The organism is Paenibacillus sp. FSL H8-0280, from assembly GCF_045040665.1.
GTDB lineage: Bacteria > Bacillota > Bacilli > Paenibacillales > Paenibacillaceae > Paenibacillus > Paenibacillus xylanexedens_A.
This window is the reverse complement of sequence record NZ_CP150296.1, coordinates 4,856,391-4,876,327: the sequence shown is the minus strand read 5'-3', so window position 1 is coordinate 4,876,327 and position 19,937 is coordinate 4,856,391. Positions and strand designations below refer to the sequence as shown.

Below are 19,937 nucleotides of genomic sequence, written 5' to 3'. Positions count from 1 at the left end.
AATGAACAAGATATTGGCCTGGAATATTGGGAAGTGGAAAAAAAGATGTCTGCACGTGCTGGCCATGGGCCGTACGTTGTTGTTGCTTATGATCATATCTGCCTTGTTTTTTGTCGTACTGGGTCTGGGGGGGATGGCAGAGAAACGATTGAATAATTCACCCGTTTCTTCCATGAAAGGATTTGCGAGTGCCGTATCAAGCCGCTTTTTCGTCGATATGCTCGGTATGGAGATGCCCCATCTCACCCAGAAGGAACAGACTTCTGCTATATCCGGTGAAAATCTCACCTCATTTGTTTTCCAATTACTAACGAATGTAAATCCTCAAGATCCGAAGAGCCTGATTGCGAGAGAAATGCCGGGCATGGGTTCCAACCAACCTGTTCTGCTCCGTCCTGGATCTGGTAACGAAAAAGCCGAGGCTCCCGAAGATTATCAGCCCGGTCCTGGTCTTACGGATACGGCTTCCGCAGGTGGAGGAAAACCCGGTAGTGAGCTGCATGTTCCACCAGGTCAGGACAATACTGATCCACCTGAGTCGAGTGAGCCTGGAGATGGAGAAGGTAAAGAAGATCCCCCAGCGAAGAATGGTGAGAAAGACAATTCAGGCTCACCGACAACAGGCAAAAAGTCAATTCTTATCTATCATTCCCATCCACGGGAAGGCTACAATCCACTGTTAGGTACGAAAAGTGATAATCCATCATCAGGCAAATCAACAGGCAATGTGTTTCAAGTGGGAACCTACCTCTCAGATAGTCTGGAGAAGCTGGGAATCGGCGTAGAACACGCCAAGGATGATTACCCCACTAAAGTAAAGGACTACAACTGGAACTATTCTTATAAATACTCCCGTCAAACGGTAAAAGCGGCACTCTCCCAAAATGATGATCTGACGTATCTCATAGACATTCATCGCGATTCACAACGTCATGGCAAAACAACAACCACTATTAATGACTTGGGCTACGCCAAAGTGTATTTCATTATTGGACATGAAAATCCAAATTGGCGGCAGAATGAAGCCTTTGCAGCGAAAATTCATAAGAAACTGGAAGCCAAGTATCCTGGGGTATCCCGTGGTGTGTGGGGCAAGGACGGCGGAGGAGCCAACAACGGAGAGTATAACCAAACCCTTTCACCCAACAGCATTTTGATTGAGATTGGCGGCATCGACAACACAGGAGCTGAGCTCCAACGGACATCGAAGATTCTAGCAGACATGATTGCCCAAGTGTATTGGGAAGATCAGAAGGTGGACAAAGCCAGTGCCAAAACCTCGTCGCAGGGTGGATAGGAACCATATATGTAAGAAGGAAAAATAGTAGAGAGTGACAGGAGGCAATCCACATGTCCAGATTCGGTAAAAGAATGTTATCCATCGCTGTATTAATGTTGCTGGGTGTGCTGTTTGGAATGCAGCTGGCTGGCAGCAACTTTCATATGGGCAATCCATCAGGAGGCACGTCAACCGTTGTGACAACTGAGCCAACTTCATCGGTGACCGAATCTGTTCCGACTGCACCTGTCCAAAAGGAAATTAAAGAACCACCATTTGTACCTGTTCAGTCACCAAGTCAAGTGCTTGGGGCAGATCAAGATAAGGCTCCGGTTGATGTGTTGGCAGACAAAACGGCTGGATTATTGCAAAATCTCTCACACAGTGGGATCAAGTGGGTTGTCTCTCTTTTTAGCGGCGTTGCTGAATAAAATACTATAATTTTAAGGTACAATATAACCTCTGGGAGTGCATGATTACACTTTATTATAAAGTTGAGAAATCACGGGATTGATGCACTGTGCTTCAACTGTTATAATGAAGTGATTGACACTAGGCTGTTTCTGGGGGTAAGGAATGACTGACATTCGGGCAAGACAACGTAAAATTCGTAACTTTTCTATTATTGCACATATAGATCACGGCAAATCAACACTTGCGGACCGGATCTTGGAGCACACAGGTGCGCTCACTTCACGTGAAATGCAGGAACAAGTTCTGGATAAAATGGACCTTGAACGTGAACGTGGAATAACGATCAAGCTACAAGCAGTAGCCTTGACTTACAAAGCGGATGATGGTGAAGAGTATTTATTGAATCTGATTGATACACCGGGACACGTAGACTTCACGTATGAAGTATCACGCAGTCTTGCTGCATGTGAAGGTGCTCTGCTGGTTGTGGATGCGGCTCAGGGAATTGAAGCTCAAACACTTGCCAACGTGTATCTGGCATTGGATAACAATCTTGAAATTTTACCGGTTATCAACAAAATTGACCTTCCGAGCGCTGATCCTGAACGGGTGAAGCAGGAAGTGGAAGATGTTATTGGTTTGGACACAAGTAATGCGGTTTTGGCTTCGGCCAAATCAGGAATCGGAATCAAAGAAATTTTGGAGCAAGTGGTGAAAAGTGTTCCGGCACCAACTGGTGATCCTGACCAGCCTTTGAAAGCGCTGATTTTTGACTCGCACTACGACCCGTACAAAGGTGTAATCGTATATGTGCGTGTTGTTGACGGCAAAATCAAATCCGGTTCCAAAATCAAAATGATGGCAACAGGAAAATCATTTGAAGTCATTGAAGTTGGAGCGTTCAAACCTCGTATGACCATCGTGGACGAGCTGAACGTCGGGGATGTTGGATTTATCGTTGCAGGTATCCGGCATGTTGGCGATACACAAGTCGGGGATACGGTAACGGATGCCAAAAATCCAACACCGGAACCTTTGCCGGGTTATCGTAAAATTAACCCAATGGTGTATTGTGGTCTCTATCCGATCGAAACATCGGACTATGTTGATCTGCGTGAAGCGTTGGAGAAATTGCAGTTGAACGATGCGTCTCTGAGCTTTGAACCGGAAACATCCAGTGCACTCGGTTTTGGATTCCGTTGCGGATTCCTTGGACTGCTTCACATGGACGTTATCCAGGAGCGGATCGAGCGGGAGTTTAACATTCCGTTGATCACAACGGCACCAAGTGTAATCTATCACGTCACCTTAACGAATGGTGAAGTGATGAAAATCGATAACCCATCCAACTATCCTGAGGTGGGACGGATTGATTACGTCGAGGAACCATACGTCAAGGCAGATATTATCGTACCGAATGATTATGTAGGTACCATTATGGAGCTGTGTCAGACTAAACGCGGTGAATATGTAAATATGGAATATCTGGACACAACCCGGGTTACCATTACCTATGAGATTCCGTTGTCCGAGATTGTATATGACTTCTTCGACCAGTTGAAATCCGGTACCAAAGGATATGCATCCCTGGATTATGAGTTGTCCGGTTACCGTCAGTCCAATCTGGCAAAAATGGATATTGTACTCAATGGCGAACAGGTGGATGCTCTGTCCTTCATCGTTCACCGTGACCGTGCCTATAACCGCGGACGCATTGTCTGTGAGAAACTGCGCGAGCTGATTCCACGGCAAATGTTCGAGGTGCCAATTCAGGCATCTGTAGGTACCAAGGTTGTTGCTCGTGAAACGGTAAAAGCAATGCGTAAAAACGTACTTGCCAAGTGTTATGGTGGTGACATCTCGCGGAAACGGAAACTGCTTGAGAAGCAGAAGGAAGGTAAGAAGCGGATGAAGCAGGTTGGTAACGTTGAGGTGCCACAAGAGGCATTCATGGCGGTACTGAAAATTGATGACTAGGACGTTTGCTTGCTAACGTCACGTGAATCCTTTTGGTACATCAATAATTTGTGTATGAAAGGATAAACGATATTTTGTCTCGGGTACATCACATAATGTGTGTATCGAAATTGAATTGTAGGACGTTTGCTTGCAAACATGGGTACAACACAGAATATTAAATAACTAAGCTGAAAGGGAAGCCGGATGGCTTTCCTTTTTTCAAATAGAGGGGGACTTGCCATGACATTGGCAGCACACAGCCGGAAGACAGGTGCGCCCCAAGCGGTGTATCTTCACATTCCCTTTTGCACGAATAAATGTTTTTATTGCGACTTTAACTCTTACGTTCTGAAAGATCAGCCCGTGATGCAATATCTCGAAGCGCTGGAACGTGAGATGGAACATACAGTTAAGGCCAATCCACCGGGTGAGATCAAGACCATATTTGTAGGTGGGGGTACGCCAACAGCTCTGAAACCGGATGAGATGGCCGTATTTCTTCGTTCCGTGAAGACGTATTTCCCAAATTGGGCAGACGATATTGAATTTTCGATGGAAGCCAACCCGGGAACAACGGATGCGGAGAAACTCGCTGCGATGAAAGAAGGCGGCGTCAACCGTGTCAGCTTTGGCGTGCAGGCTTTTCAGAATGATCTGCTGACAGGCATTGGCCGTATTCATAATACGGATGATGTATATCGCAGTTTGGAAAATGCTCGAAAAGCAGGCTTGAATAACCTGTCCATTGACCTGATGTTTGGTTTGCCAAACCAGACTGTTGAAATGTTGAATGAGAGTATCGACAAAGCGCTGGAACTGGATCTGCCGCATTACTCCATCTACAGCCTGAAAGTGGAAGAGAATACACTTTTCCATACCCTGTATCAGAAGAACCAGTTACCACTTCCTCATGAAGATGATGAGCTGGAGATGTATCTTCTATTAATGAGACGTATGAAAGAAGCGGGCTATGGACAATACGAGATTAGTAACTTTGCCAAGCCGGGCTTTGAGAGTCGTCACAATATTACCTACTGGCGTAATGAGGACTACTATGGTCTGGGTGCAGGTGCACATGGATATGTGGGCCGCGAACGGCATATGAATATTAAAGGTATAAATCCTTATGTTGAAGCTTCACGAACAGGACTGCCTCGTCTGGATCATTTTGAGATTGCTCGCCCGGAAGCTATGGAAGATTATCTGATGGTTGGACTGAGAATGTTGGAGGGAGCTTCGGCCTCACGCTTTAGCGAACAGTTCGGAGAGTCCATGGAAGAAGTGTTTGCGAAGCCTTTGGGCAAAATGTTGAACGCAGGGTTGCTTGAGCGGACGGCAGACGGCTTCCGACTGAGCGAGAAGGGTATCCTGTTCGGAAATGACGTTTTTGCGGAGTTTATCGGGTCCATATCGCTGAATTCATAGCTTGAAATTCTATACGCTCTGTTGTATATTTATTCATATTGATTTTACAGAGCGTGTTAATTTAACAACTACGAAGTCAGCTTTCCTCTGGAAAGCTTGGTAATAGGAGGAGAGCAGGATGTCGGTAATATGCAGAAAAGCCGTGCCGGAAGATGTTGAACCACTGTATGAAATGATTAAGGGCTATGCAGAGCGTGGGATCATGCTTCCGCGATCACGGGAGATACTGCACCGACAGCTGGAGCACTTTGTTGTAGCCGAAGTTGATGGTGAAGTGGTGGGTTGCGGATCGCTTTGTCGTCTGGGGAATGATTTGGTGGAAGTCAGATCACTCGGTATCTCGGAAGGACACAAAGGGCTCGGTATTGGCTCCCGATTGCTGGACCGACTGGTAGAAGAAGCGGAGAAACAACAGATTCCTAAGGTTATGGCGTTGACATATGAAGTATCCTTCTTCCTCAAAAACGGTTTTGCCGTAGTGGAAAAAGAGATTTTCCCTGAGAAAGTATGGACCGACTGTGTTCATTGCAGCAAGCAGGATTGTTGCGATGAGATCGCGGTATTAAAAGAGCTTAACGTTTCAGCTTAACAACTGAATGGACTGCATGGATCGAGCCGAGTCTGCCTCTGCCCTACATGCAGTCCTTTTTTACTTCAAAGTATGTTCAATAAAGTTGTTAGGACTCGTCGACATTGGTCTATACTATAAATAGATGAGCCCACTCATCAAACTCACTTGACAATGTTCACGTCAGTTTGGTATTTTTGTATTACCGCTTAGCACTCATCTAACCGGAGTGCTAACGACATGGGACAGTACAGTCAGAAGGAGGGATACTCACCATGTTAACAGAGCGTCAACGAATGATTCTGAACGCTATAGTGGATGACTATATCCGTTCAGCTGAGCCCGTAGGGTCCCGGAGCATTTCCAAAAGGGGAGATGTTGGATACAGTCCGGCGACGATCCGTAATGAAATGGCGGACCTTGAAGATATGGGTTTCCTGGAACAGCCGCATACATCGGCAGGACGAATTCCATCCCATAAAGGCTATCGATATTATGTCGATCATTTGGTCCCTTGGAATCAGGTGGAGCCTCAGGAATTGGATGATCTCAAGTCGTTCTTCGCTGAAAAATTGAACGTCATGGAACAAGTTATTCAGCATGCATCCAATATTTTGTCACATATGACGAATTATACTTCGATCCTGCTTGGACCGGAAGTATTCCATACGTCCTTACGTCACTTCCAATTGCTTCCGTTGAACGAGAGTGAAGCTGTGGCAATTATCGTGACCAATACAGGTCAAGTGGAGAACAAGACGGTTCAGATTCCACCAGAAATCTCGGTAGCTGAGATGGAAAATGTGGTTCGCTTGTTAAATACCAAACTTGTGGGCGTACCAATCTACAAATTGAAATCCCGTCTTTATACCGAACTTGGGCAAGAGATGGAACGGCATATTACACGTTATGAGGAAGTTATGCAGGTGCTCAACAGTGCCTTTGACAATGAACATGATAATCGTCTGTTCCTCAGTGGTGCCACTAATATGTTGACTCAACCGGAGTTTAAAGATATCGAAAAGGTAAAAGATATTCTTGACCTGCTGGAAGAGACACCAACACTCATGAAATTGATGATGCCCGTGCCGGGTGGATCTGGTATTCAAGTGCGAATCGGCACTGAGAATGATCATGAAGCCTTTGCCAACTGCAGCCTTATTACAGCCTCCTATTCATTGGACGGTGAGGCTTTGGGTTCGATCGGTATTCTAGGACCCACGCGGATGGATTATGCACGTGTCATTCATATTCTAAATACACTATCCCGTGACTTGACGGCGATGCTAACACATCGTTTCAAATAAGATTCGGGAATGAACCATTTCATTCGTATAAGGAGGTGAACATCTTGAAAGAGGAGCAATCATTTACAGAAGAACAAGAGGTAACAGCAACTGAGCAGGAGCCTATTAATGAAGCTGGCGCTGCAGAAGCACAAGCTGAAGAGATGGCTGGTCAGGAGCAGGATGAGCTTGCACGTCTGAAGGCAGAAGCTGAGGAGCAACAACAGCGTTATGTCCGTGCACAGGCTGATTTTGATAACTTCCGTCGTCGTACGCAGAAGGAAAAAGAAGAATTGGCTAAATACGCTTCGATGAAGCTGGTCACCGAACTGGTACCGGTTATTGATAACTTCGAGCGCGCCATGGCTACTGTACCGGAAGGAGCAGAGGTCGAATCTTTCTCCAAGGGCATCCAAATGATTTTCCGTCAATTGGAAACCGTGATGAATAATGAAGGTCTGACGGCTATGGAATCGGTAGGACAACCGTTCAATCCTGAATTCCACCAAGCAATTATGCAAGTGGAGAGCGACGAGTACGAAGAAGGTATCGTTGTTGAGGAAGTCCAAAAAGGCTACATGCTGAAAGATAAAGTGCTTCGTCCAGCTATGGTTAAAGTCAGCTCATAATTTCCTTATAGGAAGGAATGAGTCGGCTCCATGATTGAACAATGTGGGCGAAGTTTAATATAAAGGTTTGTACACATAGAGCACGATTAGCAACATGAACATCTAAATAAGGGTCAGATCAGACCCATTCATTTTAAATTGTTGAGGGAGGAAATTTTCGGATGAGCAAAGTAATTGGTATTGACTTAGGAACAACAAACTCATGCGTAGCAGTAATGGAAGGCGGCGAGGCTGTCGTAATTCCAAATCCGGAGGGCGCACGTACAACTCCATCCGTAGTTGGTTTCAAAAAAGATGGAGAGCGCGTTGTGGGTGAAACAGCAAAACGTCAAGCCATCACCAATCCGGATCGTACCATCATGTCGATCAAACGTCACATGGGTACTTCCCACAAGGAAACAATCGATAGCAAAGACTACTCCGCACAAGAGATCTCTGCAATCATTCTGCAAAAATTGAAATCCGATGCTGAAGCTTATCTGGGTCAAACGGTAACTCAAGCAGTTATCACTGTACCAGCTTACTTCAATGACAGTCAGCGCCAAGCGACTAAAGATGCGGGTAAAATTGCAGGTTTGGAAGTTCTGCGTATCGTCAACGAGCCAACAGCAGCAGCTTTGGCATACGGTATGGAGAAATCCGAAGACCAAACGATCCTCGTATATGACCTGGGTGGCGGTACGTTCGACGTATCCATTCTTGAACTGGGTGATGGCTTCTTCGAAGTTAAAGCAACTAGCGGGGACAACAAACTAGGCGGGGATGACTTTGACCAAGTGATCATTGATTACCTCGTAAGTGAATTCAAAAAAGATCAAGGCATTGACTTGAGTAAAGATAAGGCAGCGGTTCAACGTTTGAAAGATGCAGCGGAAAAAGCGAAAAAAGAACTTTCCGGCGTATTAACTACAACGATCTCCTTGCCGTTCATCACAGTTGCTGATGGCGTTCCTCAGCATTTGGAGTTGAACCTGAGCCGTGCGAAATTTGAAGAAATCTCTGAAGGTCTGGTTGAGCGTACGCTTGAACCAACTCGTCGTGCATTGAGTGATGCGGGTATGACGCCTAACGATATCGACAAGATCGTATTGGTTGGTGGTTCGACACGTATTCCAGCAGTACAAGAAGCAATCAAAAAATTGACGGGTAAAGAGCCACACAAAGGCGTTAACCCGGATGAAGTTGTAGCTTTGGGTGCTGCTGTACAAGCGGGCGTACTGACAGGTGACGTGAAAGACGTTGTATTGCTCGACGTAACGCCATTGTCCCTGGGTATCGAAACAGCGGGTGGCGTATTCACTAAAATGATCGAGCGTAACACTACGATCCCTACAAGCAAATCTCAAGTGTTCTCCACGTATGCAGACAATCAACCAAGCGTTGAGATTCATGTTCTGCAAGGTGAGCGTGAGATGGCAGCGGGTAACAAATCGCTTGGACGTTTCATGTTGGGTGATATTCCACCAGCTCCACGTGGCGTTCCACAGATCGAAGTTAGCTTCGATATTGATGCCAACGGTATCGTTAACGTATCTGCAACAGATAAAGGTACGAACAAAACTCAAAAAATCACAATCACTTCTTCCAGCGGTTTGAGCGATGCGGAAGTTGAGCAAATGATGAAAGATGCTGAGTTGCACGCTGAAGAAGATAAAAAACGCAGAGAACTCGTTGAAGCGAAAAACAGTGCAGATCAATTGATCTACTCTGTTGACAAAACGATCAAAGATCTTGGCGAAAAAGCAGATGCTGGCGAAGTTGAAAAAGCGAATGCTGCCAAAGAAAAACTGCAAGGCGTTCTGGCTTCCGACAATCTGGAAGATATCAAAGCTGCTACAGAAGAACTGACAGAGATCGTTCAACAACTGTCCGTGAAACTGTATGAGCAAGCTCAGGCGCAAGAGCAAGAAGCACAAGGTACTGAAGAGCAACAAGGTTCTGCTAAACGTGACAACGTCGTAGACGCTGATTACGAAGTTGTGGATGAAGATAAAAAACAAAACTAATTCGTAGTTCTACGCGAATTAAACATCGGTGACGTTCGAATTAGAGGGAAAGTCATAGCCGGGGCTCCCGCGCTTTGGCTTTCCTTTTGTCACGATGTGCGATATGGTGAATGATATGGGGGTGGAAGAGTGGCTGAAAAGCGTGATTATTATGAGGTGCTTGGCGTTAGTAAAACGGCTAACGACGATGAAATTAAAAAGGCTTACCGTAAGCTTGCCCGTCAGTATCACCCTGACGTAAACAAGGCTGCTGATGCGGAAGCTAAATTTAAAGAAGTTAAAGAAGCTTACGACGTAGTGAGTGACGGTCAGAAGCGTGCACAATATGATCAATATGGTCATGTCGATCCGAATCAAGGTGGATTCGGTGGTGGCGGTGATTTTGGCGGCGGCGGATTTGGCGACATCTTCGACATGTTCTTTGGCGGCGGTGGCGGTGGACGACGTGATCCAAATGCTCCGCAACGTGGGAATGATCTGCAGTACACGATGACAATTGAGTTCAAGGAAGCTGTATTCGGTAAAGAAACCGATATTACGATTCCGCGTACCGAAGGCTGTGATACCTGTCATGGCTCAGGTGCCAAACCTGGAACGAAACCGGAAACCTGCTCGGTCTGCCAAGGTAGCGGTCAGCAGGAAGTCGTGCAAAATACACCGTTTGGTCGTATGGTTAATCGTCGTGCATGTTCAAACTGTAGCGGTTCGGGCCAAATTATCAAAGAAAAATGTACAACGTGCAGTGGCAGCGGTAAAGTCCGCAAGCAACGCAAAATCCATGTTCGCATTCCAGCGGGTGTAGATGATGGCGCGCAACTGCGTATGACAGGTGAAGGCGAGGGAGGCCTGCGTGGCGGACCAGCGGGAGATCTGTATATTGTCATTCGCGTGAAATCACATGATTTCTTCGAGCGTGAAGGCGACGATATTTATTGCGAAATTCCACTTACCTTTGCTCAGGCAGCTCTGGGAGATGAAGTTGAGATCCCAACGTTGACCGAAAAAGTGAAGTTGAAAGTACCAGCTGGTACACAAACGGGAACGTATTTCAGACTCAAAGGCAAAGGTGTACCACGCCTGCGCGGTATGGGGCAAGGGGATCAACATGTGAAAGTGGTTGTGGTTACACCTAGTAAGCTGAATGACGAGCAGAAAGATCTGCTTCGCCAAATTGCTTCGCTGGATGGAGAGCAAACACATGAGCATGAACAATCTTTCTTTGATAGAGTGAAACGCGCCTTCCGCGGCGACTAAGAATAAAATAAAGCAAGCCCAACAGGACACCATAGCGGTTTTTACCGCGGGGTGTCCTTTTTTGTGCGCCTTTTTTTGTGGTTCAGTGGTTTTTGTGAAATCCATGGATTTATGCTACGAAGAACGACAGCAATTTGTGGGAGCATTTCGGTATATTCTGAGCGAACTTGCGGAAAGATAGCATGGCGAGAATGATATGCATAGCTGATATGCGAGAAATTAGGGAAGCAGGTGAAGCGGATGACCGAGAAAAATATTTTGGCGTACTTTCACAGCCCGGAACAGGCTCAAGGGGCAGCCAAAAAACTGGAGGCATTGCGAGTGGAGGACCTGTCAATTAATCGATTCAGCCGATATGCGGGTGTAGGACCAAGCGGGGCTTCCTACAAGCCGGGCGTTTCCGGTAGTTTTTCATCATGGGTGCCCGATTCGATGCAAACGAATGCCAGTGCTGGAATCATGGCTGCGGCGGACCCTTCTGCAAGCGGCATGAGTGATGGTGGGCAAGGTGGACCTACAGGAAGGGATGTATTACTCACTGTCATCGTAGATGAATCGGTACATCACCGCGCGATGTCTATAATCGAACAAGCCGGTGGAATGATCTAGTTTCCCAATTTGAAGGAGGAGCATTACAATGGCAGAACATGAACGTCCAGGCAAGATTTTAACAAAAACGGAAAAGATGAAACGTATGCAATCCGCGAAAAATGAGGACGTGGAATTCAGCGCTGAAGCTGCGGATCATGAAGATATCGAAGCACTACGCCGCAGTGAAGCGGCTGATCGACGTCAAGGACGGGAGCTTCATGACTGAAGATCGCTCGGCAGTGACCCTCGAAGCTGTTTTTACAAGCTGGACTGAGGCGGAGTCTGCACGCAGAGCCCTGGAATTGTTGCACCCAAACCAATTGAGTATAGAGAGCCTTGGCAATGAAGCGTCTGCATTGGATTCAAACGATGTTACGGGCTCCGATAATTCTCCTACGGCCGTCGTCGGAGGATTTAGTGGCGAACTGAATGTACTTGCCTTGATTAGTGATGAAACGGAAATGTTGTCCAATGGTCAGGTGTATGATACACCCAAAGAGGACTCGGCCAACAGGCTAAAACAAGAAATTTTGCTGACCGTGTCCGTATCCAACGATTCGCTCCCGCAAGCCGCAGAGATGATCACGCAGAATGGTGGGCGTTTTTGCTAACTGAGATTCGAATTATGCAAAATGCTGAAGTAAATGAAACAGATATGTATGAATAGATGACAGGATATTCGAGCAGTCAGGCTGCGGATATCCTGTTTTGTTTTTCTTTTACTGGTGCGGCTTTGTGCTCCGGCTAGCTTGTGTAGTACAATAGTTGGGATGTTTGAATAATGAGGAGGAAAAACCAAGTATGTTATGGCATGAACTAACAATACATACCACAGAAGAAGCTGTGGAGATGATTTCGAATTTTTTACATGAAGCGGGTGCTGGAGGGGTTTCGATTGAAGAGTCCGGTACTTTAAATAAAAAACGGGACACGACATATGGTGAGTTATATGACGTTCCGTTGAATGATATTCCGGAAGGCTTTGCGGTCATCAAAGGGTACTTCTCCGAAGGTACGGATATGGTTGCATTACAGTCAGAAGTTAATCCGAGAGTTGAGGAACTCTCCGAATTTGGAATTGATACAGGTGAGGTTCGTTATGAGACGCGTACAGTGGATGAAGATGACTGGGCAACAGCCTGGAAACAATATTTCAAGCCGGTACGTGTATCGGAACGTTTGACGATCAAGCCAACTTGGGAAGAGTATACGCCTGAAAGTCCGGATGAGAAAATTATTGAGCTTGATCCAGGCATGGCCTTTGGTACAGGAACACATCCAACGACCTCCCTCTGCTTGCGCACACTGGAAACGGTTATTCAGGGCGGCGAGGAAGTCATTGACGTAGGTACAGGTTCTGGTATTTTGGCTATTGGAGCGATAAAACTTGGGGCAAAACATGTACTGGCGCTTGATCTTGATCCAGTTGCGGTAATCAGTGCCAGGGAGAATGTGGAACTGAATGGGCTGGAACAACAAATTACGGTTAAAGAGAGTGATCTGTTGTCCGTCCTTGGGAGTCAGGACCCTGCACTTGGTGTACAACTGCCGGTTAAGGTTGTCGTGGCGAACATTCTGGCTGAGATCATTTTATTGTTCGTAGACGATGTCTATAATGCGCTTGAATCTGGTGGGACCTATATTGTATCCGGCATTTGGAAGAACAAAGAGCAGGTTGTGCATGATGCACTGGTAGCCTCGGGGTTTGAAGTGAGTGCGATCCACCGTGATGAGGACTGGCTGGCGTTTGTAGCCAGAAAGGGGTAAAGTATGGACTTTTGGAATTCGTTCTTTCGTTATCCGATCGATCAGCTTCCGTTTTTCTTACTGACCATTCTGATCGCATTTACGGTGCATGAATTCTCGCATGCATATTTTGCCAACAAATTTGGTGATCCAACAGCGAAGCTGTTGGGTCGGGTCACGCTGAATCCGGTTGTACACTTTGACTTGTTTGGTGTGCTGCTGCTCATTATTGCCGGCTTTGGTTGGGCACGTCCAGTTCCCGTTAATCGGGCTAACTTCGACAAACCTAGATTGATGGGCATCATCGTATCTGCAGCAGGGCCTCTGAGCAATCTTTTGCTCGCGATCATCGGTACAATCATCTATGCTTCACTGGTTGGTTCGGGAGCTCTCGGTGGGATTGATAATGAGCGGCTGCTGACAGCAATCACGACGTTTTTCGCTATCTTTAACTTAACCAACTTTTTCCTGTTCCTGTTTAACTTGATTCCGTTGCCCCCACTGGATGGTTATCGGATTCTGGAAGATGTAGTTCCACCTTCAATCAGCCGCAAGCTGCAAGGGGTGGAGCAATGGTCTATTTTTATCTTCCTATTGATTCTTGTTATACCTCCGTTGCAAAATGTGACGATTCAACCTTTGTATGAGTTTGCGCAAACGATGTATGTGGATCTGGCAAAGGTGATTATCGAATTATATCGCTAAAAGCGCATTGTTTATGGACTGGAATACTGGTCAGAAACACGTAAAAGTTGTATGATCATCTGTGGCGATTGGATTCACGCCTGCCATGAGGCGGGGTGAATTCCAGTCATAACAGGACAAGATGGGTGGATTGACTAATGCAGCGATATTTTGTATCTGCAGAACAGTTTAATGAACACGCTGTGATTATCACAGGTGATGATGCACGCCATATTGGCAAGGTCATGCGTGGTAAACCTGGAGATAAACTGATTGTCAGTGACGGAAACTCCAGAGAAGCACTCGTGGAAATTGAGAGTATTGAAGTGGGCCAAGTGACAGCCAATATTGTGGAACCTCTCGAGATGGACCATGAAGCACGGATTCGTGTAACCGTGGCACAGAGTTTGCCCAAGGGTGACAAGATGGAAACAGTCATCCAGAGATGTACTGAGATTGGGGCGGTATCATTTGTACCCTTCCTATCAGAGCGTACGATTGTGCAATATGATGCCAAGAAAGAAGGCAAACGGTTGGAGCGGTGGCGGAAAATTGCCAAGGAAGCTGCCGAACAGAGTCACCGGAATCGTATTCCATCCGTCGAACAGCCGCTTTCCTGGAAAGGGCTGTTATCTTCTTTTGAGGGCTATAGTCTGGTATGTTATTGTTATGAGAAAGAAAACGGTAAACAGCTGAGAGATGCACTGAAGCCGTTTATAGAGCAGCTTGCACCTGATGCAAGTGCAGAAGTTTTGATCGTGGTTGGACCGGAAGGTGGATTTTCTGAGAAGGAGACGGCAGAGGCTGATCAGGCAGGTGCTGTATCTGTTGGACTGGGCAAACGCATTTTGCGTGCTGAGACAGCTGGAATGGCAGCACTAACTTGCGTGCTATATGAATCCGGAGAAATGGGAGGAATGTAATTATGCCATCCGTGGCGTTTTACACCTTAGGCTGCAAAGTTAATTTCTATGATACAGAGGCGATTTGGCAATTGTTCAAAAACGAAGGTTACGATCAAGTGGACTTTGATGAACAGACAGCGGATGTATACTTGATTAATACTTGTACAGTAACCAATACCGGCGACAAAAAGAGCCGTCAAATTATTCGTCGTGCCATTCGGCGCAACCCGGAGGCGATTGTGGCCGTTACAGGCTGCTATGCGCAGACTTCTCCGGCAGAGATTCTGGACATCCCAGGGGTGGATCTGGTTATCGGTACACAGGACCGTGACAAGATTTTACCATACGTTAATGAAATTCAGGAGTCCCGTCAACCGGTTAATGCGGTGCGTAATATTATGAAAACCCGTGTGTTTGAAGAAATGGACGTACCGGATTTTGCTGACCGCACCCGCGCATTCCTGAAGATTCAGGATGGTTGCAATAACTTCTGTACATTCTGCATTATTCCATGGTCTCGTGGTCTCTCACGTAGTCGGGAAGCAAACAGCATTATTCAACAGGCGCATCAACTCGTACACGCCGGATACAAAGAGATTGTTCTCACCGGTATTCATACAGGTGGGTATGGCGATGACATGGAGAACTATGATCTGACCGATCTGCTGTGGGATTTGGATAAGGTAGAGGGTTTGGAGCGTATTCGAATCAGCTCGATTGAAGCCAGTCAGATCGATGACCGCATGCTCGACGTGATCAAACGTTCGGATAAACTCGTTCGTCACTTCCATATTCCGCTGCAAGCGGGTGATGATACGGTGTTGAAACGCATGCGCCGTAAATATACGACAGAAGAGTTTTACAACAAAATGCTTCGCATTCGGGAAGCAATGCCTGATGTAGCGATTACAACAGACATCATTGTTGGATTTCCAGGTGAGACGGATGAGATGTACCGTAATGGCTATGAGTTGATGCGGAAGATCGGTTTTTCCGAAATGCACGTATTCCCTTATTCCAAGCGTACGGGTACACCAGCAGCACGAATGGAAGATCAGGTGGACGAAGAAGTCAAAAATGCACGTGTGCATGAACTGATTGACTTGTCTGAACAGATGCAGCTGGAGTACGCTGAGCAGTTTGTTGGACAGGTACTGGATGTTATTCCCGAAGGGGAAGCCAAAGGCCGCGAGGGAAGTGGCAAGCTGCACGGTTATAGCGACAACTACATTCAACTGGTCTTTGACGGAACGATGGATATGGTCGGTAAAGTGTGCCGAGTCAAAGTGGTTAAAGCCGGCGTCAACGAGAGTCAGGCTACGCTGGTACGTGTGTTGGAAGAGAATCTTAAGTCCGCCGCGATGTGATCGAGGCGGCAGAAACAAGGATTTCATTTCCTTGGGGAGCTTACCCGGGGAGATGAGGTCCTTCTTTTGCAAAAAATAAGATAAAGATATCGAAGTTGATGGGGGAGAGCACGATGAACAAAAAAGAAATTTCAGCAGGCGGAGTTGTTTATAGAACAGGGGAAGACGGACGTCTTCAAATTCAGCTTATCGTAGATCGTTATGGTAAAACAACTCTCGCCAAGGGCAAAATGGAAGATGGAGAAACAATTGAACAGACGGCACTGCGCGAGATTTTGGAAGAGACAGGTATGGTGGGTCGCATTGTAGAGCCGGTTGATATCATTGCTTACACGTACCAACATGCAGATTTTGGCCCGGTGGACAAGGAAGTTCATTATTATCTCGTTGAAGCCGAGAGTGGTGATCTACAGCCTCAGATTGAAGAAATCAAGGGTGTGGATTGGTATGCTCCGGAAGAAGCATGGTCCTTACAGCAGCAGAGCGGATATGATAATAACGATGATATCTTGCGTGTAGCCCTGAACAAGTTAGGCATTAACGTATAACGGCTTTATTGTTCGAGTCAGTTAGCCGCGCGCTCTGTGGGTCTGGACAGGCAGATCATCAAGCCACGGGTGACTTCGCCGCGGGGGCGTGGACCGGTGGTTTTTTGTGCCAGATTGGCAAGTAACAGAATGGCAAAGCAAGCAGTGAACTGGTGATGTTAAAAAGGGTCTGGGCATGCGCAATCTGTGCCCCGTTGTCCGCTGACAGCCAGGCCGAAGCTGCATGCAGCTGGCCGATCAGCGGCATAAACAGCAGCGCTCCCGCAATGTTTAATACAACATGGGAGGCTGCGACAAATTTGCCTGCGGATGCTCCGCCCGCGGCAGCAATCACAGCGGTGATGCAGGTCCCCACATTGGACCCGATCACAATGGCGATGCCGATCTCCACAGGCAATACCCCTGTGGCTGCCAGCGTAATCGCCATGCTAATGACAGCTGCGCTGCTGTGAATGAGCGCTGTCAGACAGGCACCTGCCAGGAAGCCCCACCACAAGCTGTCGGCCGAGCGGTCGAGAAACCATTGAAATACGCCCATGCTCCGCAAGGGTAAGGCAATGGATTGCATCACCTGAATGCCTGTCATAACAAGTGCAAATCCGGCAGCTGCGAGGAAACTGTACTGGATGTTAAACAGAGTCTGACGCGTGCGTTCAGGAGCGGCCAGATTGCGTTCACCAAGAACAACAAACATGGCCCAGCCCGTTAGCGACAGGACGAGTAGCGGCAGGGAAGCACGTCCGATCTGCAGTCCCACCAGCTCCGTCGTCAGGCATGTGCCGATGTTGGTGCCGAGGATGATGCCAAGTGTGCGTCCATAGGTAATTAATCTGGCATTAGCCAGTCCAATGGTGAGTACGGTGACCGCAGTACTGCTCTGTAACAGGGCCGTTGCACCTGCACTGAAGGCCATGCCTTTCCATGGAGCAGAGGTGGCACGATTGAGCCAATCTGCCAACATGGGCCCTGCCATGCGCTGCAAGGCCGTTTCCATCAGCTTCATGCCACCAAAAAAGATAATAAGCCCATAGAGTAAGGGCAATATAACATCTCTAAACATAGAAACATCATTCCTTCCGTCCGGTTCCTTAACTCATCCTATGAGTAAGAAAAGACAACCATGACAAGCCTAAAGGAATTCAGAGGGAAGCGACCTAAATTACCCCACCCCAATTCGAAAGATACGGTGATTCGTGCAAGCGTAGTGGAGGGGACGAAATCGAATCTGAAGAAGCGAAGCGTGCGCCTTTGTCTCCGGATTTTCCCTTTAAAAAAGGGAATCAAAAAAATCTGGAGACAACAGCGATCAGAAGATCGATTCGAACCCGGAACGTCACCTAATTGCCGCACCCCAATTCGAAAGATACGGTGATTCGTGCAAACGTAGCGAAGAAGACGAAATTGTTACCGAAGAAGCGAAGCGCTCGCCTTTATCCCCGGATTTTCCCTTTAAGAAAGGGAATCAAAAAAAATCTGGGGATAACAGCGATCAGAGGAACAATTCGTCGCCGTAGCGCCACCTAATTGTGCCACCCCAATTCAAAAGATACGGTGATTCGTGCAAGCGTAGTGGAGGGGACGAAATCGAATCTGAAGAAGCGAAGCGTGCGCCTTTGTCCCCGGATTTCCCCTTTAAAAAGGGAATCAAAAAAATCTGGAGACAACAGCGATCGGAAGATCGATTCGTAACCGAAACGCCACCTACGCGCCGCACCAAACCTATCTTTTCAACTAACTATGAAAGAAGTGGATCTACCTTGCCATCAGTTACACTCGAACGCAGTCGCAAAAAGCGGCTTGAACATGCACATCCATGGATATTTAACAATGAAATTGCCTCTGTTGACGGAAACCCGGAACCGGGAGATCTGGTCAATGTATTGAATCATCAAGGTCGCTATCTGGCGACAGGATATTACAATCCCGCATCTCAAATCACTGTAAGAGTTGTAGCGTATCAACCTCTGGAGTCCGAACAGATGGACACCGCGTTTTTTGCATCTCGCTTCCGCGATTGTTTGCGTCATCGGGAACGTTTTATCCAGGATGGCGAGGCATATCGTCTCGTTTACGGCGAAGCTGATTTTCTGCCAGGATTAATCGTTGATCGATTCGGCAGCATCCTCGTTGTACAGTTGCTTACACTTGGCATGGATCGTTGCCGTGAAGCCATCGTACAGGCACTCATTGAAGTAATGCAGCCGGAAGGCATATATGAGCGCAGTGATGTCTCAATTCGTGAACTGGAAGGTTTGGAGCAGACCAAAGGTCCGCTGTATGGAGAGTGCCCACGGCATGTCACAGTTACAGAGAATGGACTACTCATTAAAGTGGATATCGTGGAAGGTCAGAAGACAGGTTACTTCTTCGACCAACGCGAGAATCGTGCAGCCATTGAACCGCTTATGAAGGGTTGGGGCTACAAGAGTGGAATCACACTACAAACGACCGAGCAGGATGGCATAGAGCAGCTTTTGCCTGTGAATAAAAGCGGTAAAGTAGTTACATTCCCATATTGGGATGGTGCCACTGTACTTGAGTGTTTCTCACACACGGGAAGCTTTACGTTGAATGCTTGCAAGTATGGAGCCAAAAAAGTGACTTGTCTTGATATTTCGGAGCATGCCATTGAGAGTGCACGAACAAATGTGGAGCTGAACGGATTCACCGACCGGGTCGAATTCGTAGTTGCCGATGCATTCCAGTACTTGCGTGAACAAGTGAAAGGGCTGGATGAACGTACTGCACGTGCGCGTGCTGCCGAACAGAAAGTAGATACGTCCAAAGCGCTTGCAGCTGGCGGTAAAACATTTGATGTGGTCATCCTCGATCCTCCTGCGTTTGCCAAAACGAAATCAGCAGTTAAAGGTGCGTGCCGTGGATATAAGGATATCAACCTGCAAGGAATGAAACTGGTTAATGAGGGTGGATATTTGGTAACAGCCAGCTGTTCGTATCACATGCGTCCTGATCTTTTCTTGGACACGATTGCTGATGCAGCGGAAGATGCAGGCAAAGTGCTTCGTTTGATCGACTGGAAAGCAGCCGGTAAGGATCACCCACAAATTTTGGGCGTGGATGAAGGGCATTACCTGAAATTTGCTATTTTCGAAGTGCGCAGTAAAAAGAATTAATTGTATGATTTCCGTTCCAATCAAGTATAGATCAAGTCAAAAGTCCACAGTGTGATAGCTGCGGGCTTTTTTCTGTTTTGCTGTGTTTACGGAGATGATCTCCGGTTTTACCGGATAGTGGCAAACGTATGTTCCGAACCAA

19 protein-coding genes are annotated in these 19,937 nt (G+C 47.0%); 18 read left to right on the top strand and 1 reads right to left on the bottom strand.

Annotated elements, in window-relative coordinates:
- Position 1: 1 nt before the first annotated feature.
- The 17 genes from MHI12_RS21400 to MHI12_RS21320 all read left to right on the top strand — a co-directional run bounded on the left by MHI12_RS21400 (position 2) and on the right by MHI12_RS21320 (position 16,661).
- The gene (locus tag MHI12_RS21400) at positions 2 to 1,297 is read left to right on the top strand and encodes a stage II sporulation protein P (RefSeq protein ID WP_047843799.1); all 1,296 of its coding nucleotides are present in this window, start codon (positions 2 to 4) and stop codon (positions 1,295 to 1,297) included.
- A gap of 53 nt (positions 1,298 to 1,350) precedes the next feature.
- The gene (locus MHI12_RS21395) at positions 1,351 to 1,710 is read left to right on the top strand and encodes a hypothetical protein (protein ID WP_076328117.1); all 360 of its coding nucleotides are present in this window, start codon (positions 1,351 to 1,353) and stop codon (positions 1,708 to 1,710) included.
- Positions 1,711 to 1,855: 145 nt separating this feature from the next.
- Positions 1,856 to 3,670, top strand: coding sequence for a translation elongation factor 4 (gene lepA, locus MHI12_RS21390; RefSeq protein ID WP_036615097.1), 1,815 nt, complete (start codon positions 1,856 to 1,858; stop codon positions 3,668 to 3,670).
- A 222-nt stretch (positions 3,671 to 3,892) separates the two neighbouring features.
- Positions 3,893 to 5,077, top strand: a complete 1,185-nt coding sequence (gene hemW, locus MHI12_RS21385) for a radical SAM family heme chaperone HemW (protein WP_405170241.1) — start codon at positions 3,893 to 3,895, stop codon at positions 5,075 to 5,077.
- Positions 5,078 to 5,195: 118 nt separating this feature from the next.
- On the top strand, positions 5,196 to 5,666 hold the full coding sequence (locus MHI12_RS21380; protein ID WP_017687214.1) for an N-acetyltransferase: 471 nt from the start codon (positions 5,196 to 5,198) through the stop codon (positions 5,664 to 5,666).
- Positions 5,667 to 5,920: 254 nt separating this feature from the next.
- Entirely contained in the window at positions 5,921 to 6,952 is a 1,032-nt protein-coding gene (gene hrcA / locus MHI12_RS21375; RefSeq protein WP_036615092.1) for a heat-inducible transcriptional repressor HrcA, read from the top strand.
- 44 nt (positions 6,953 to 6,996) lie between these two features.
- Positions 6,997 to 7,560 (top strand): nucleotide exchange factor GrpE, encoded by a 564-nt coding sequence (gene grpE, locus MHI12_RS21370; protein ID WP_036668567.1) that lies wholly within the window; start codon positions 6,997 to 6,999, stop codon positions 7,558 to 7,560.
- Positions 7,561 to 7,721: 161 nt separating this feature from the next.
- Positions 7,722 to 9,566, top strand: a complete 1,845-nt coding sequence (dnaK, locus tag MHI12_RS21365; protein WP_076328115.1) for a molecular chaperone DnaK — start codon at positions 7,722 to 7,724, stop codon at positions 9,564 to 9,566.
- Between the two features lie 129 nt (positions 9,567 to 9,695).
- A complete protein-coding gene (gene dnaJ, locus MHI12_RS21360) occupies positions 9,696 to 10,820 on the top strand; it encodes a molecular chaperone DnaJ (RefSeq protein WP_036615086.1) in 1,125 nt (374 codons plus the stop codon).
- A gap of 240 nt (positions 10,821 to 11,060) precedes the next feature.
- Positions 11,061 to 11,429, top strand: coding sequence for a hypothetical protein (locus MHI12_RS21355; protein WP_017687219.1), 369 nt, complete (start codon positions 11,061 to 11,063; stop codon positions 11,427 to 11,429).
- A 28-nt stretch (positions 11,430 to 11,457) separates the two neighbouring features.
- Complete coding sequence (locus tag MHI12_RS21350; RefSeq protein ID WP_017687220.1) at positions 11,458 to 11,637, top strand: YfhD family protein; 180 nt, start codon at positions 11,458 to 11,460, stop codon at positions 11,635 to 11,637.
- Entirely contained in the window at positions 11,630 to 12,022 is a 393-nt protein-coding gene (locus MHI12_RS21345; RefSeq protein ID WP_211080824.1) for a hypothetical protein, read from the top strand. Before MHI12_RS21350 ends, MHI12_RS21345 begins: the two co-directional genes overlap by 8 nt.
- Positions 12,023 to 12,212: 190 nt before the next feature.
- The gene (gene prmA, locus MHI12_RS21340; protein WP_076250681.1) at positions 12,213 to 13,178 is read left to right on the top strand and encodes a 50S ribosomal protein L11 methyltransferase; all 966 of its coding nucleotides are present in this window, start codon (positions 12,213 to 12,215) and stop codon (positions 13,176 to 13,178) included.
- A 3-nt stretch (positions 13,179 to 13,181) separates the two neighbouring features.
- Entirely contained in the window at positions 13,182 to 13,862 is a 681-nt protein-coding gene (locus tag MHI12_RS21335) for a site-2 protease family protein (RefSeq protein WP_076211651.1), read from the top strand.
- A 137-nt stretch (positions 13,863 to 13,999) separates the two neighbouring features.
- The gene (locus MHI12_RS21330) at positions 14,000 to 14,764 is read left to right on the top strand and encodes a 16S rRNA (uracil(1498)-N(3))-methyltransferase (RefSeq protein WP_036615075.1); all 765 of its coding nucleotides are present in this window, start codon (positions 14,000 to 14,002) and stop codon (positions 14,762 to 14,764) included.
- Positions 14,765 to 14,766: 2 nt separating this feature from the next.
- Positions 14,767 to 16,113, top strand: a complete 1,347-nt coding sequence (gene mtaB, locus MHI12_RS21325; RefSeq protein WP_036615072.1) for a tRNA (N(6)-L-threonylcarbamoyladenosine(37)-C(2))-methylthiotransferase MtaB — start codon at positions 14,767 to 14,769, stop codon at positions 16,111 to 16,113.
- Between the two features lie 113 nt (positions 16,114 to 16,226).
- On the top strand, positions 16,227 to 16,661 hold the full coding sequence (locus tag MHI12_RS21320) for an NUDIX hydrolase (protein ID WP_036615070.1): 435 nt from the start codon (positions 16,227 to 16,229) through the stop codon (positions 16,659 to 16,661).
- A 58-nt stretch (positions 16,662 to 16,719) separates the two neighbouring features.
- Here MHI12_RS21320 and MHI12_RS21315 read toward each other — a convergent pair whose 3' ends face one another.
- Positions 16,720 to 17,721 carry a Na/Pi cotransporter family protein gene (locus MHI12_RS21315; protein WP_076250688.1) on the bottom strand — a complete coding sequence of 334 codons (1,002 nt, stop codon included), beginning with the start codon at positions 17,719 to 17,721 and terminating at the stop codon, positions 16,720 to 16,722.
- Positions 17,722 to 18,418: 697 nt separating this feature from the next.
- Between MHI12_RS21315 and MHI12_RS21310 the strand changes: the two genes are divergently transcribed.
- Positions 18,419 to 19,795, top strand: coding sequence for a class I SAM-dependent rRNA methyltransferase (locus MHI12_RS21310; RefSeq protein WP_253502016.1), 1,377 nt, complete (start codon positions 18,419 to 18,421; stop codon positions 19,793 to 19,795).
- Positions 19,796 to 19,937 lie beyond the last annotated feature (142 nt).